Origin of the sequence: Microbacterium sp. PAMC21962 (assembly GCF_019443465.1) — a bacterium.
Classification (GTDB): Bacteria; Actinomycetota; Actinomycetes; order Actinomycetales; family Microbacteriaceae; genus Microbacterium; species Microbacterium hominis.
Genome location: NZ_CP080381.1, coordinates 2,408,498 through 2,422,165 on the forward strand (window position 1 = coordinate 2,408,498; position 13,668 = coordinate 2,422,165).

13 protein-coding genes are annotated in these 13,668 nt (G+C 72.1%); 7 read left to right on the plus strand and 6 right to left on the minus strand.

Translation table 11 applies throughout. From position 1 onward, the window contains the following. The first annotated feature begins 15 nt into the window (after positions 1-15). From KY498_RS11535 to KY498_RS11550, 4 genes are all read left to right on the plus strand, one after another. The gene (locus KY498_RS11535) at positions 16-291 is read left to right on the plus strand and encodes a hypothetical protein (protein WP_005049588.1); all 276 of its coding nucleotides are present in this window, start codon (positions 16-18) and stop codon (positions 289-291) included. A 19-nt stretch (positions 292-310) separates the two neighbouring features. Continuing rightward, on the plus strand, positions 311-940 hold the full coding sequence (locus tag KY498_RS11540) for a TlpA disulfide reductase family protein (RefSeq protein ID WP_005049587.1): 630 nt from the start codon (positions 311-313) through the stop codon (positions 938-940). Next, positions 940-1,668, plus strand: coding sequence for a cytochrome c biogenesis CcdA family protein (locus KY498_RS11545; RefSeq protein ID WP_191009300.1), 729 nt, complete (start codon positions 940-942; stop codon positions 1,666-1,668). Before KY498_RS11540 ends, KY498_RS11545 begins: the two co-directional genes overlap by 1 nt. Before the next feature lie 93 nt (positions 1,669-1,761). Next, positions 1,762-3,273, plus strand: a complete 1,512-nt coding sequence (locus KY498_RS11550; protein WP_060960783.1) for a hypothetical protein — start codon at positions 1,762-1,764, stop codon at positions 3,271-3,273. A 183-nt stretch (positions 3,274-3,456) separates the two neighbouring features. Here the strand turns inward: KY498_RS11550 and KY498_RS11555 are convergent, their stop codons facing one another. Further along, positions 3,457-5,370: a DUF4396 domain-containing protein gene (locus tag KY498_RS11555; RefSeq protein WP_060960784.1), complete on the minus strand. Its 1,914-nt coding sequence runs from the start codon at positions 5,368-5,370 to the stop codon at positions 3,457-3,459. A 424-nt stretch (positions 5,371-5,794) separates the two neighbouring features. Here KY498_RS11555 and KY498_RS11560 point away from each other — a divergent pair, with 424 nt between their 5' ends. From KY498_RS11560 to lnt, 3 genes are all read left to right on the plus strand, one after another. Continuing rightward, entirely contained in the window at positions 5,795-6,241 is a 447-nt protein-coding gene (locus KY498_RS11560; RefSeq protein ID WP_191009299.1) for a hypothetical protein, read from the plus strand. A gap of 268 nt (positions 6,242-6,509) precedes the next feature. Next, positions 6,510-7,529, plus strand: a complete 1,020-nt coding sequence (locus KY498_RS11565; RefSeq protein WP_060960843.1) for an NAD(P)/FAD-dependent oxidoreductase — start codon at positions 6,510-6,512, stop codon at positions 7,527-7,529. After that, entirely contained in the window at positions 7,526-9,133 is a 1,608-nt protein-coding gene (gene lnt / locus KY498_RS11570; protein ID WP_157532490.1) for an apolipoprotein N-acyltransferase, read from the plus strand. The genes KY498_RS11565 and lnt overlap by 4 nt, the downstream gene beginning before the upstream one ends. 28 nt (positions 9,134-9,161) lie before the next feature. On the opposite strand, the gene KY498_RS11575 is transcribed toward lnt, so the two are convergent. The 5 genes from KY498_RS11575 to KY498_RS11595 form a co-directional block, all read right to left on the minus strand. Continuing rightward, positions 9,162-9,938 (minus strand): alpha/beta fold hydrolase, encoded by a 777-nt coding sequence (locus KY498_RS11575; protein WP_223849539.1) that lies wholly within the window; start codon positions 9,936-9,938, stop codon positions 9,162-9,164. A gap of 114 nt (positions 9,939-10,052) precedes the next feature. After that, entirely contained in the window at positions 10,053-10,670 is a 618-nt protein-coding gene (locus KY498_RS11580) for a hypothetical protein (protein WP_135948657.1), read from the minus strand. Between the two features lie 30 nt (positions 10,671-10,700). Then, positions 10,701-10,979 carry a YHS domain-containing protein gene (locus KY498_RS11585; RefSeq protein WP_005049577.1) on the minus strand — a complete coding sequence of 93 codons (279 nt, stop codon included), beginning with the start codon at positions 10,977-10,979 and terminating at the stop codon, positions 10,701-10,703. 25 nt (positions 10,980-11,004) lie between these two features. Next, entirely contained in the window at positions 11,005-13,284 is a 2,280-nt protein-coding gene (locus KY498_RS11590; RefSeq protein WP_060960785.1) for a cation-translocating P-type ATPase, read from the minus strand. Further along, on the minus strand, positions 13,281-13,640 hold the full coding sequence (locus tag KY498_RS11595; RefSeq protein ID WP_051498747.1) for a heavy-metal-associated domain-containing protein: 360 nt from the start codon (positions 13,638-13,640) through the stop codon (positions 13,281-13,283). The genes KY498_RS11590 and KY498_RS11595 overlap by 4 nt, the downstream gene beginning before the upstream one ends. Between the last annotated feature and the right edge of the window lie 28 nt (positions 13,641-13,668).

A 13,668-nucleotide genomic window follows, 5' to 3' on the forward strand; every position in this document is an offset into this window, starting at 1 on the left:
GCGAAAGGACCGCTCATGACCCGCACCACCCCCCGCCCCGCCCCAGCTGAGGACCCGCAACGCGCCTGGCGGCGACACCGCCTGCTCGTCCGGGTCGGCCAGGCCCTGATGGCCGCCGGCGCGATCGTCGCGATCATCCACTGGCTCGCGCACCTGGAAGTGTTCGGCCCCGGCCAGCCCTCCGGCTGGCTCGACCTGGTCGCCGGGTACCCGACCGGGGCGCTGCTGCTGATCACCGGCGCCATCCTCGCCGGCCGCCGCCGCCCCACCAGCAAGAGCACGAACACCTGACCGACCGGAGTGATCCCGCATGCGCACCCCCACCACCCTGACACGCCCACCCCGCCGCGCCGTCACCGCCGCCGCGGTCGCCGTGTTCGGCGCGCTCGTCCTGCTTCTGGCCGGGTGCACCGCCCAGACGCCCGGCCTGTTGTCCTCCTCCCCGTCCCCGGGGTATCTGTCCGCGGACGAGACCGTGCGGGAGATCCCCGCCGACCAGCGCGACGACCCGGTCACCTTCACCGGCACCACCGACACCGGGGAGCAGGCGGATTCCACCGCGTGGGCGGGTTCGGTCGTTGTGGTGAACTTCTGGTACGCCGCCTGCCCGCCCTGCCGTGCCGAAGCGCCCGACCTGGAAGCCCTCGCCCAGACCTACCAGCCCGACGGTGTCGTGTTCATCGGCGTCAACGTGCGCGACAGCGCCGACACCGCCGCCGCGTTCGAGAACCAGTTCGGCATCACCTACCCGTCGATCCTGGACGCCACCACCGGCACGGTGCAAGCCGCGTTCGCCGGGAAAGCCGCCCCCGGCGCCGTGCCCACCACAATCGTCCTGGACCGCACCGGCCGGATGGCCGCCCGCATCATCGGGCAACTGCCTACCCGCACCACCCTCGCCGCCCTCATCGACACCGTCCTCGCCGAGACGAGCCCCTGATGGGGGAGATCATCACCGCCGGCAGCATCTGGGCCGCCCTCCCCCTAGCCCTCCTCGCCGGGCTGGTGTCCTTCGCCTCCCCCTGCGTGCTCCCCCTCGTGCCCGGCTACCTCGGCTACCTCACCGGCACCACCACCACCGCGGGGGTCTCCCGGTGGCGGGCGCTGGCCGGGACCGGACTGTTCACCCTCGGCTTCTCCGTCCTGTTCATCGGCTACGGGGCCGCGTTCGGCGCCCTGGGGGCCTGGCTCATCCGCTGGCAAGATCTCCTCACCCGCATCCTCGGGATCGTGGTCCTGCTGATGGGGCTCGTGTTCCTCGGCGTGTTCCGGCTCTTCCAACGCACCGCGAAACCCGCCATCCACCCACCCAGCGGGCTGGCCGGAGCTCCCCTGCTCGGCATCGCGTTCGGGCTCGGCTGGACCCCGTGCCTGGGCCCCACCCTCGCCGCGATCTCCGCCCTCAGCCTCACCACCGGCAACCCCGCCCGCGGCGCCCTCCTCGCCGTCACCTACTGCCTGGGCCTGGGGTTGCCCTTCATCATCGCCGCCGCCGGCCTGAACTGGGCCACCGGAAGCATCACGTTCCTGCGCCGCCACATCCGCACCATCAACATCACCGGCGGGGTCCTCATGATCGCCACCGGCATCGCGATGATCAGCGGAGCCTGGACACTCCTCACCTCCAGCATCCAGAACCTCATCGGAGCCACCGTGCTCCCCCTCTAACACACCTCTAACACCCCGCTGCCGGGAGCGGGGCCATGGCGTTAGCCGCCAGGGCCGGACCGGCTCCCTGCCGCATCACAGAAAGGACAGACCATGCGACCACACGGCAGCCGTGACCGCGCCCCCATCCCGTCCGAGCCGGACCCGGCCCGCGGTTCCCCGGCGCTGGGGGCAGGGGGCGTCTGGGTCGCCGCAGCGGCCGCGGCCGCCGGGGTTGGGTCGGCGTATTGGGACGACTCCTGGCACACCACCCTCGGCCGGGACAGCACCTTCATCCCTCCGCACCTGCTGCTGTATGCGTCGATCCTCACCGTCGGGGTCGTGATCGCCGGCTGGGGGTGGCGGCGGCTGGCCGCGACACGATCCGTGGCCGCCGTGTTCCGCACTCCCGGGTTCGCCCTCGCGGTCGCTGCGGCGGTCGCGACCGCGGCGGCCGCGCCCGCCGACGCGTTCTGGCACACCGCGTTCGGGCGTGACGCGGTGCTCTGGTCGCCCCCGCACCTGCTGTCGGTGATCGGCACCCTGTGCGTGCTGATCGGCCTGCTCACCGGCACCGACCGGCACGTGCCCGCCCCGCCGCGGATCGCCCTGGCCGCAGGCGTGCTGGGGGCGGCGCTGATCATCGTGATGGAATACGACACCGACGTGCCCCAGTTCACCGAGACCCTGTACCTGCCGCTGCTGCTGGCGACCACGCTCGGCGCGGCATGGGTGATCACCACCCTGGTCCCCGGCCGCACCCGCCTTGTCCTCGTCGTCGCCGTGTACCTGGTGTTCCGGGTGGTGCTGTGGGTGCTGCTCACCACCTCTGGGTGGCTCGCCCCCGACCTGCCGGTCGCGGTGGCCGGGCTCTTCCTGCTGGCCCTGCCCGTCCCCCGGTGGCGGTGGCCGGTGGCCGCCCTCGCCGTGACCACCCTGCAACTGCTGGCCTCCGGGACCGGGATCAGCAGCGTCCCACCCACCCCCGTCGCCTGGTCCGCCGTCGGCACCACCACGGTGATCATCGTCAGCATGATCGCCCTCACCGTGCGGCCGGGGACTCGCCTCCGATCCGGCGGCGCGGCCGCGGCCCTCACCCTTCTGCTGGTCGCCCTCGCCCCGCCCCCACCCGCGCAGGCGCACGACCCCGGCCAGGGCACCGCCTACGGCACCGCACAGATGACCGTCACCGGCGACGGCACCGGGCAGCTGACCGTCACCATCACCGGCATCCGCCTTACCGACGACACCGACCTCACCCCGTCCCGTCTGGTCGCCCGCCGCACCGGAGAGGACCTCACCGCGCCGCTGCGCGCACAACCCGGCACCCCGCCTCCCGGTACCTTCACCGGGGAACTGGCACTGCCGTCACCGGGGCTGTGGTTCGTGTACGCCCAGTTCGCCACCGGCGAACGCACCCTCGAGGTGTGGGTGCCCGTCGATCAGCAACTCACCGGCCCGCAGAGCCAGCAGCGCAACCTCTACCAGCCCGTCACCGCCCTCACCCCGTCACCGGGGCAGATCATCCTCGGCGCCGTGCTCCTCGCCGTCTCGACGGCACTCACGGTCGCCGCGGCCGTCACCGTCGCCCGCCGCCGACGCGTCCTCCCTCCCGCGACCACCTGACCACGGCGAGGTCACCGCGCCCCGTTGCGGGCGGGCGGGCGATCTCGGCCTCCGGCAACCGAAACGGTCGGGCACGATGAGCTGGGCACCCCTGGCATCCGCCTGCTGTGCTGCCGGAGGGCGCGGACGTGACTCGACGCGGCAACGGCGACCACAACGGCGGCGGTTCTTCGGTTCGTGGGGTTATTCGGTGACGTTGATGATCATGGTCAGGCCGCCAGCGCCGTCGGTTTCGACGTTGTTGTTGGTGGTGTGGTGGTTGATGTGGCAGTGGATGAGCCACTGGCCGGGCTCGAGCGCGTTCCAGAGCACGTCGTAGCGTTGTCCCGGCCCGACGTTGATCGTGTCGGCCTGGAACTGCTGCGCCGTGGTGAGGGCCGCCCCGTCGCGGGCGACGACGGTGAACGGGCCGCCGTGGATGTGCATCGGGTGGATGTCGTTGGTGTTCGAGCCGATGAACCGCACCCGGAGGGTCTCCCCCACCTTCATGTCGATGGTCTCGGTGGCCGGGTACGCCTTCCCGTTGATGGTGAAGTAGTTCGGCATGCCCCCTTCCATCGGCATCGCCGGATAGGTCAGCCCCTCCCGGGACAGCCACTCCTGCAGCTGGATCGTGTACTCGCGATCGGCAGGCGGCTGCAGGCCAGGGTCGGCGGGGTCGATGATCAGCGCCCCGTACAGGCCGAGGGCCTGCTGCCGGTCGGCGTGATCGTGGGAGTGGTAGAAGAACGTGCCCCACTGCTTCACCGTGTACTCGTACCGGTAGGTGTCGCCGGGTTGGATGGGATCCTGGGTGATCCCGGCGGGCCCGTCCATCTCGTTGGGCACGTCCAGGCCGTGCCAGTGCACGGTCGTGGACTCGTCGAGCTCGTTGGTCACGTCGATGCGGATCCGGTCGCCCTGGGTGACCTGCAGCCGAGGCCCCGGGATCTGCCCGTTGTACGCGTACGCGTCGACGGTGACGCCGGGGAGGATCTCCCAGCGGATCTGCGACACGGTCAGCTCGAACACCCTCACCCCGTCCTCGACGCGGGCAGGTTCCAGCACCTCATCACCGCGGGTGTCCACGTCGTACGCGGCGGTCGCGGCCCGCGGGTCGACGGCGGCCATGTCCCGCATCGCCTCGGCGGGGGTGTCACGGGTCATGATCATCCCGGGCGGCATGATCAGCCCACCGACGTCGTGCGCGCTGAGAGTCATGTTGACGGCGTTCGCGGGGGCGACCATCCCGACCACGAGCGCGATCGCGGAGAACGCGCCGACCACGGTCAGCTGCGGCACGGTCACCGCTCCGGCGCCAGAAGGCTGGTGCGCCTCATGCCCCGACCCCGGCGACGACGCACCGCCCGCCGCCTGGTCGTGGCCGGCGTGCGCCTCCGGCCGCGGGCTGTGCTGCGCGTGCGCGTCATGCTCCTGGGGGTGGGTGGCGGGCTGGGGGCGGACGGTCATCAGACCGTGCTTGAGGCCCTTCTTCACCATCCACACGTTCACGGGGTAAGCGAGCACGAACCCGACCGCGATCCCGAAACTCATCACCGCCCAGAACAGCAACTCGGTGGGCAGCATGGCCCGCATGTCGCGGCCCATCATCAGCAGCGACATCACCGGCGCCATGCCCGCCATCATCAAGTTCATGCTGATGAACTCGGGCAGGAACGAGCGGCGCACGTTCTGCCAGTAGCTGCCGCCCATCATGTTCTTCATGAACAGGGCCTGGAACACGAACAACCCGAACGCGAACCCGGCGGCGTACTCGATGATCAGATCCAGCCACATCGGCAGGCCCAGCGACGCGACGACGACGGCGGCGACGATGATGCCGGTGGCATCGCCCGCGACGCAGTGGATGGTCGAGCCGATGCCCTGCTTCCACAGCGGCCGGGTGAACTCCTCATGCTCTCCCGGCCGTGGCTCCTTGTCCGCGAGCACATACAGCAGCGCCCCGATCGGCCCCAGGTAGAGGGTGACCAGGATGAAGCCCCACTTCATCACCGCCGGCTCCGGGTTGTGACGGAACTGGTCCACCCCGACCCAGATCGTGCTGATCGCGACCAGCACGAACCAGGCGACCAGGAAATAGTCGATCGGTTGAATCAACCTCGCCCGCCTCTCCCTCGCACACGACTCCCCCACACCTTATACCCCCTATAGGTATTCTTTCAATCGGCGCCGCCTCGGGTGCCGACGGGTGCACGTGCCCGGTGGGGCGAACCTGACGCAGCCGAGACGATCGCGGCGGAGTTCAGCGACCCGTGCCGTCCTCAACGGCGCCGCCGAAGAAGTCCGCACCGGCAGACTCGACCCCGACGGCGTCACGGCGATCCTGCTGCCCGCCTTGACCGACACCACGGCACCCCGAGGGCACTGATCCTTCCGCTCAGGAGACGGACGTCGTTCGCCGATAATCGAGAACGACGTGCCGGTGGACGCGATGTGGCTGCTCTGTCGGCGAAGGCGTGGAAGGCCTGCGGCCGGGCGAGATCCGGGAGACGCAAAGGTCGGATTGGTACAGTGAGGGACTATGTCCCGCGACCCCCGATCCCGGCCCGACCGGGTCATCGCGGCGGGGTGGTGGTCGGGGCGGCTGCTGACCATCCTGGGCCTGGCACTTGTGCTCATCATCGGCGGCTGGACCACCTCCCACACCACGGCTGACGCGCACGCCGACACCAGTGCGGGCTCCCCCGTCGCGACCGGCTCTACCCCAGACTCGGGGGCACCGGTGGAGGGCCGGACGGCGTCGTCCTCTGCGGGGGTGTCCGTCGATGCGTCCGGGGCGTGGGGGTGCCTGATCGGGGTGGTGTGCACGCTGCTGGTACTGGCGGCCGTGACGGCTTCCCGGCTCCAGGGCCGGCTGCGGATACTGCGGGTATCCCGTCCGGTGCGCGCGCCGCTGCTGGTGCCGGTGCCCGTGTCGCGGCGTCCGGCCGCGCCCTCACTGCTGCTGTTGTCGATTTCCCGAACCTGAGATCCGGCATGCCGCCCACCCATGGGCGGCGTCTTCCCGCCCGCCCGTGTGCGGGCGCTGTGTGATGCCGATTTCTAGGTTTGGAGAATGTCTTGACGACCCGTATCACGGCGGCCCCCTTCGCCGGTCCGGTGCCGACGGCTGCGGCCGGTCACCGCCGCCCACCCGGCCCCGCTCGGCCCCGTCCGGCCCCGTCCCGCCGCGGCGCCGGCGCGATCATCCTCCGTCCATTCCCGCCCCGGCCCTCTTCTGCGGGGAGGGGGTGGTGATGCGGTCGGGGTTGACGCATCGGCGGGCGATCATCGTCGGGGCCGGGCAGGCCGGGCTCGCGGTGGCCGCCGCGCTGATCGGGTTGGGGTTCCGGCCGCAGCAGGAGTTCGTGGTCGTCGACGCCGCCACGGACCGGCAACGCAGTTGGGCGTCCCGGTGGCATTCGATGCGGCTGCTATCCGACGCCCGCCACAGCACGCTGCCAGTCCGGCCTCTACCGGTGGACCCGCACGAGCACCCGCGGGCGGATGAGATCGCGAACTACCTGGACCAGGTGCAGCACACCCTGGGGGTGGACCCGTTCTGGGGGTTGCGTGTGGTCGGGGTGGAACGCGTCGGTCACGGGTCGGTGCTGCAGCTGCAGACCGCAGAGGGCGACGTGCAGACCCGCAACGTGGTGTGCGCGACCGGCGCCGCCACCCACCCCCGCATCCCTGCGTGGGCGCAGCAGCTGCGGGTGCCCGGGGTGGTGCTGCACAGCGCCCACTACCAATTCCCCCGGCAGGTGCCCACCGGGCGGGTGCTGATCGTCGGCGGCGGAAACAGCGGCGTGCAGCTGGCGCGAGAGCTATCCACCTCCCACGAGGTCACCCTCGCGGTCCGCACCCGGCGCCCGCACCGACCCGCCCGTACCTTCCCCGTCCACGCCCGGGCAGGCTCGTCCTGGCTGGGTCGCCCACCCGCCGTGCAGCCGGTGTTCGGCGACAGCTACCATGCGCTGCGTCACGCGGGTGTGGCGGTCGCCCCGGCGGTGACCGGCGCGGACGGCGGGCAGGTCACGTTCGCCGATGGCAGCACCCTCGCCCCGGACTCGGTAATCCTCGCCACCGGGTACGACCCCGGCGAGGACTGGCTCCCCGCCGAGGCGACCGCAGCCCGGTCCCGCCCGGCGATGACCGGGCTGCCGGGCTTGTTCGTCGCCGGGATCCCCGCCCACAGCCGCCCCGGAGCGGACACCCTCGCCGGGGTGTCCCGGGACGCCGCCGTAATCGCCCGCACCATCGCGGACCGGCCATGACCGCCACCCCGACGACCCTCCAGGACCCGCACGGACGCCCCCAACCCACCCCGCCGAACCGCCGCGCCCGGGCGGTGATGCCATTGGCGATGGCGTTGCCGGTCGCGGCAGCCGCGGCGGTGCTGATGGATCTCGCCTACCCGGAGGTGGGATTCTGGCCGGCCGCGTTCGCCGCGACCGGGCTGCTGCTTCTCGCCCTGATCGGCCGGAGCGTGTGGGGGGCGGTGGCGGTCGGGGCGGTGTTCGGGTTGCTGTTCTTCGGGCTGCTGGTGTCCTGGACGACCCGGTATCTCGGGCCGGTGCCGTGGGCGGCACTGACCGTGGTGGAAGGGACCCTGACCGCGGTCGGGATCATCCCGCTGGCACTCGCCTACCGGTGGGTGCCGCGCGCCGCCCCCGGCCCGGTCGGACGCCTGCTCCTGCTGCCGGGCCTGGTGGCCGCGTTGTGGACGGGCCGGGAGGTGCTGCTGGGCGCCTGGCCGTACGGGGGGCTGCCGTGGGCGCGGCTCGGGATCACCCAAGCCGACAGCCCCCTCGTTCAGACGGTGTCCTGGGTCGGGGTGAGCGGGCTCACCTTCCTGATGGTCTTCACCGTCGCCGCCGCGATCGAAGCCATCCGGACCGGCCGGTGGCGTCGCCCGTTCCCCGCCGCCGTACCCGCCGTCACCACCCTGATGCTGGTCCTGGTCCCGGCGTTTCCCACCACACCGGCCGGGACGATGCGGGTCGGGGCGGTGCAAGGCAACGGCCCGTCCGGGTACTTCGACCAGCGCACCGTGGGGGCGATCGCCCGGGCGCAGGGGGACGCGACCGGCCCGGTGCTCGACGCGGATGTGGATCTGGTGGTGTGGCCGGAAGGGCTGGATGCTGACCCGTTCCAGACCCCGTGGCTGGCCGAGTATCTCACCGGCATCAGCACCCGGGCAGGTGCCCCGCTGCTGGCGAACGCGGCCACCACGGCGGGCGGCAACATCTACAACACGTCGTTCCTGTGGGACCCGGCCACCACCGGTGCCACGCCGCAGCGGGAGCAGGTGCAGACGCACGCGAAACGCCACCCGGTGCCGTTCGGCGAGTACGTGCCCGACCGGGCGTTCTACACCCTGCTCGCCCCCGACCTGGTCGGGCTGCTGCAACGCGACTACGCGCACGGCACGGACGTGCCGCTGGTCACCGTCGGCGGTGTGCCGGTGGGGTTGGCGATCTGCTTCGACGTGATCTACGACGAGGTCATCGCCGAGAGCATCACCGCCGGTGCGGAGCTGCTGGTGTTCCAGACCAACAACGCCGACTTCCGCGGCACGGACGAGAACCTGCAGCAGCTCGCGGTCGCCCGGATCCGCGCGGTAGAGACCGGCCGTACCGTGGTGAACGTCTCCACCGTCGGCACCAGCCAGATCATCCGCCCCGACGGCAGCACCCTCACCGGTCTGCCCGCCGGACAGGCCGGGGCGCTGATCGCCGACACCGACCTGCGCACCGGCATCACCCCCGCCGTCCTCATCGGGCAAGGCGTCTCCGCTGTCACCTTGTGGGGTGGGCTGGGTGGTCTCGCCCTCACCGGCGCGATCGCCTGGCGGCGGCGCACCCCTGCTGTGGCCTGACTAGGCATGCCCGCCAGACAACCCGGGGTTATCCTGCGGGTGGGAGGACGAGGCGGCGGATCTCCGCAGCGATCAGATCTGGTTCTGTGGCGGGGATGTAGTGGCCGGAGCGGGCAGCGACCACGTGCCGGCCCTGCCGGGACTGTGCGGCCCGATACCGCCCGGCGGCGGTCGCGGCATCCCGGACCCGTCGCGGCATCCCGTCCGCGAGACTGCCGGAGATGACGGTGACCGGGACATCGGGCAGCGCCGGCGGGTCGCCCTGCCAGGCGTGCAGCTCGGTGAGGAAGGTGCGCGCTTGCCGACCCTGGGTGACCACCACCGCGGGCCGGAACGCCTCCCGGTGAAGATCGGCCCGCACATCCTCGGGCATCCCCTCCCCGAGGAACCGGAAGAACCGCTCCAGCATCCCCACCCGGGCCAGCACCCACTCCACGGCGATCACGATCTTCTCCCCGACCCGGAACCGCATACCGAACAGGAGGTCCGCTGCCTCATCGGTCGGATCCACCAGCACCAGCCCGGCCACCCGGTCCGGGCGGCGGGACGCGGCCAGCCGCACCATCGGGCCGCCCGCGGAATGCCCCACCTGCACGAACCCGCTGCTCGGCTCGAGGCCGTCCAGCAGATCGTTCAGGTCGTCGGCCATCCGGTCCAGGGTGCGCCCTGCACTATCCGGGACGGACCGACCCAGCCCCGCCCGGTCATACACCACGGCCCGCGTGAACGCGGCGACCCGGGTCTGCACCGACGCCCAGGTGGAGCGGGTCGCCGCCGATCCCGCCTCGAACACCACCGTCGGCACCCGGGGCCCCGGCGGGGCCCGGCAGCACCATCGCATAAGGGGCGCGCCCGCCACGGGTGCGCACCCACACCGGCTCCCCCTGCGTGTGCACACGCTCCCCCGCCATGACCCGCCCTACCGGTCCGTGCCCTGGCGGGAGGCGCCGGTCGCGGCGCGGTGGGCCTTCTCCCGCAGGGCCAGCAGGGCGAGGGTGTCGTCCTTGATCTGGGTGCGGCCGAGGATGCCCCAGTGCGCGCTCAGGTGGTCTTCGAGGTAGCGCAGCACCCGGGCGAACGGGACGGTGTGCCACGGCGCCCCCGCCCCGGGCGGGGAGGTGGGGTTGCCGAACACGACCGTGCGGATCGTGCGCCCTTCCGGCGCCACCGTCCGTCCCGTTTCCAGCAGTTCGGCGACCAGCCGGGCGGCATCGGTCGGGGCGCAGCACCCGAACCGGGTGAACGCGGCTTCCAGCACGGCCGGGTCCCGCATCGCCGGGTTGGGGTGCGGGCGGCCTTCCTTGACCTCGCCGACGATCATGTCCGCTCCGCCCCCGGCACCCAGGGCCGGGTCCAGCGGTGCGTCGACGGTCCCGGACGCTCCCGGTGCGCGGTGCAGCCGTACGGCGAGGATGTCCAGGTCGGTGATGGTGCGGGGACCGCCGGGACCGGTGGCGTCCAGCACGGGGTATTCGGCGACGGTGAAGTAGCCGTTGACCCGCAGGTACGCCTGCACCAGCCCGACCGCCGTGTCCACCCTCTATCTCCGACCGGGTTATCTGGCCGGTCAGGCGGCGTGCGCGTAGCGGGCCGGGTCGGCGTCGAACAGCGGCCCGCACTCGGCGCAGCAGAACCAGTACCGGCTGCCCTGGTAGTCGCGGAACAGGCCGCGCTGCTCGGCCCAGGCCGGGTCGACCTGGTTGCCGGGCATCACCGGACAGGTCACCAGGTTCGTCGCCCCCGCCGGCGGCTCGTGATGGTGATGCTCGTGCGCACCATGCTCGTGTCCTCCATGGTCGTGCCCGTGCGTGTGGTCGTGCCCGGAGTGGTCGTGGTCGTGGGACATGGTGTGTCTCCTTCTCGAGCGATGGTTAGGCCTGGACGGGCGCGGGCTCTCGGGTGGCGGGGGCGCCGGCACGGGTCGGGGTGGGCAGGGGGCGGAAGCGGCGCAGGCGGAGGCTGTTGGTGACGACGAACACGCTGCTGAACGCCATTGCCGCGGCGGCGAGGATGGGGTTGAGCAGGGCGAGCATCGCGACCGGGATCGCGGCGACGTTGTACGCGAACGCCCAGAACAGGTTCCCCTTGATCGTGCCCAGGGTGCGGCGGGCCAGCCGGATCGCGTCCGGGACCAGCATCAGGTCGCCGGAGACGATGGTCAGGTCCGCGGCGGTGATGGCCGCGTCGGTGCCGGTGCCCATCGCGATCCCGAGGTCGGCGGCGGCGAGGGCTGCGGCGTCGTTGACGCCGTCGCCGACCATCGCGACCACCCGGCCCGCGGCCTGCAGGTCGCGGATGGTGTCGAGCTTGCCCTGCGGGGTGACCCCGGCGCGGACGTCCTCGATCCCGGCCTGGTTGGCGATCGCGCGGGCGGCGCCGGGGTTGTCGCCGGTGAGCAGGATCGGGGTCAACCCGAGCTCCCGGAGCCGTGCGACCGCCTCACGGCTGGTGGGTTTGATGGTGTCGGCGACGCTGATCGCCCCGCGCACCTGCCCGTCCCACGCCACCACCGTCACCGTCGCCCCCGCCGCCTCGTCCGCCGCGATGGTCGCGGCGAGCTCGGCGGGGATGGGGAGCGCCCATTGGGTGGTGATCCAGGAGGCGCGGCCGGCGGCGACCAGGCGGCCGTCGACGATGCCCTGCACGCCTTGACCGGCCTCGGCGGCGAATGACTCCACGGCATCCGTCGGGCCGTCGGCTGCGGCGGTGATGGCGCGGCCGATGGGGTGCTCGGAGCCGTGCTCGAGCGCCGCGGCGAACCGGATCAGCTCCGCCTCATCGGTGCCGGGAGCGGGGTGGATGCCGGTGACGGTCATGGTGCCGGCGGTGATGGTGCCGGTCTTGTCGAGCACGACGGTGTCGATGCGGCGGGTCTGCTCGAGCACCTGGGGTCCGCGGATGAGGATGCCCAGCTGGGCGCCGCGGCCGGTGCCGACCAGCAGAGCGGTCGGCGTCGCCAGCCCCAGCGCGCACGGGCAGGCGATGATCAGGGTGGTCACCGCGGCGGTGAAGGCGACCTCCAAGGGCGCCCCCGCGATCAGCCACCCGGCGAACGCGGCCAGGGCGAGGACGATGACGATGGGGACGAAGACGGCCGACACCCGGTCGGCGAGGCGCTGCACCTGGGCCTTGCCGGTCTGCGCCTCCTCGACCAGCCGCGCCATCCGGGCCAGCTCGGTGTCGGCGCCGACGCGGGTGATCTGCACGAGCAGGCGCCCGCCGGTGTTCACAGTCGCGCCGACCACGCGGGAGCCGGGGGCGACTTCGACCGGCACGGACTCGCCGGTCAGCATCGACTCGTCCACCGCGGACATTCCCTCGGTGACGAGGCCGTCGGCGGGGATCTTCTCACCCGGCCGCACCACCACGACATCACCCGGAACGAGCTGTGCGACGGGGACGCGCTGCTCAGTGCCTTCGCGGAGGATCACTGCGTCCTTGGCGCCGAGCTCCAGCAGGGCGCGCAGGGCCTCGCCGGACTGCCGCTTGGCACGAACCTCGAGGTAGCGGCCGAGGAGGATGAACACGGTCACCAGCGCGGCGACCTCCAGGTACACCTCGTGGCCACCGGCCTGCGGGGTGCCGACGAAGGTGACGCTCATCCGCATTCCCGGCATCCCCGCACCGCCGAAGAACAGCGCGTACAGCGACCAGCCGAACGCGGCCAGCACCCCGACGCTGATCAGAGTGTCCATCGTCGCCGCCCCGTGCCGGGCATTGATCGCCGCGGCGCGGTGGAACGGCCACGCCCCCCACACCACCACCGGCGCGGCCAGGGTGAGCGTGAGCCACTGCCAGTAGGTGAACTGCAGGGCGGGGATCATCGACAGCACCGCGACCGGCACCGCCAGCACCGCCGAGACGATCAGCCGCTGCCGCAGCGACGCCAGCTCATCGTCCCGCGGGATGGTCTGCTCAGCCGTGTCGGGCACAGGCGGGGCTGGGAGGCTCGCTCCGTACCCCGCCTGCTCGACCGCCGCGATCAGCTCCTCCACCGGCACCGGGGCCTCCGAGTGCACGCGGGCCTTCTCGGTGGCGAAGTTGACCGTCGCCTCCACCCCGGGCAGCTTGTTCAGCTTCCGCTCGACCCGCGTCGCGCACGACGCGCAGGTCATCCCGGTGATGTCGAGATCGACGTCCAGCGTGCTCATGAGGCTGCGGCGAGGCTGTACCCGGCCTCCTCCACCGCCGCCCGCACCCGCTCCGCATCCACCGGCGTCGCGCTGGACACCGTCACCGTGGACACGCCACCGGCGTGCAGATCGACCGCGACGTCGGAGACACCGTCGATCGCGGAGACCTCCTCGGTGACGCTACGCACGCAGTGCGCGCAGGTCATCCCCTCCACCAGGAACTGCGCCGACACGGTCTCACCCGCCGCCGTCTGCTGCGCCGGCGCGCCGGTGTCGGTGGCTGCCGTGGCGTGGGAGGTGGGGCTGCAACAGGCGCAGCCACCGCCGGTGCTGGTCGCCTGCAGGCCGAGGTCCTGGAATCCCTGTCCGGTCATGATGTGCTCCCTTCAAGAGCGTTGAACG

Coding starts and splice junctions, on each gene's coding strand:
- KY498_RS11535 (WP_005049588.1), top strand. CDS start 16: ATGACCCGCACCACCCCCCGCCCCGCCCCAGCTGAGGACCCGCAACGC.
- KY498_RS11540 (WP_005049587.1), top strand. CDS start 311: ATGCGCACCCCCACCACCCTGACACGCCCACCCCGCCGCGCCGTCACC.
- KY498_RS11565 (WP_060960843.1), top strand. CDS start 6,510: ATGCGGTCGGGGTTGACGCATCGGCGGGCGATCATCGTCGGGGCCGGG.
- KY498_RS11590 (WP_060960785.1), bottom strand. CDS start 13,284: ATGAGCACGCTGGACGTCGATCTCGACATCACCGGGATGACCTGCGCG.
- KY498_RS11550 (WP_060960783.1), top strand. CDS start 1,762: ATGCGACCACACGGCAGCCGTGACCGCGCCCCCATCCCGTCCGAGCCG.
- lnt (WP_157532490.1), top strand. CDS start 7,526: ATGACCGCCACCCCGACGACCCTCCAGGACCCGCACGGACGCCCCCAA.
- KY498_RS11595 (WP_051498747.1), bottom strand. CDS start 13,640: ATGACCGGACAGGGATTCCAGGACCTCGGCCTGCAGGCGACCAGCACC.
- KY498_RS11585 (WP_005049577.1), bottom strand. CDS start 10,979: ATGTCCCACGACCACGACCACTCCGGGCACGACCACACGCACGGGCAC.
- KY498_RS11545 (WP_191009300.1), top strand. CDS start 940: ATGGGGGAGATCATCACCGCCGGCAGCATCTGGGCCGCCCTCCCCCTA.
- KY498_RS11560 (WP_191009299.1), top strand. CDS start 5,795: ATGTCCCGCGACCCCCGATCCCGGCCCGACCGGGTCATCGCGGCGGGG.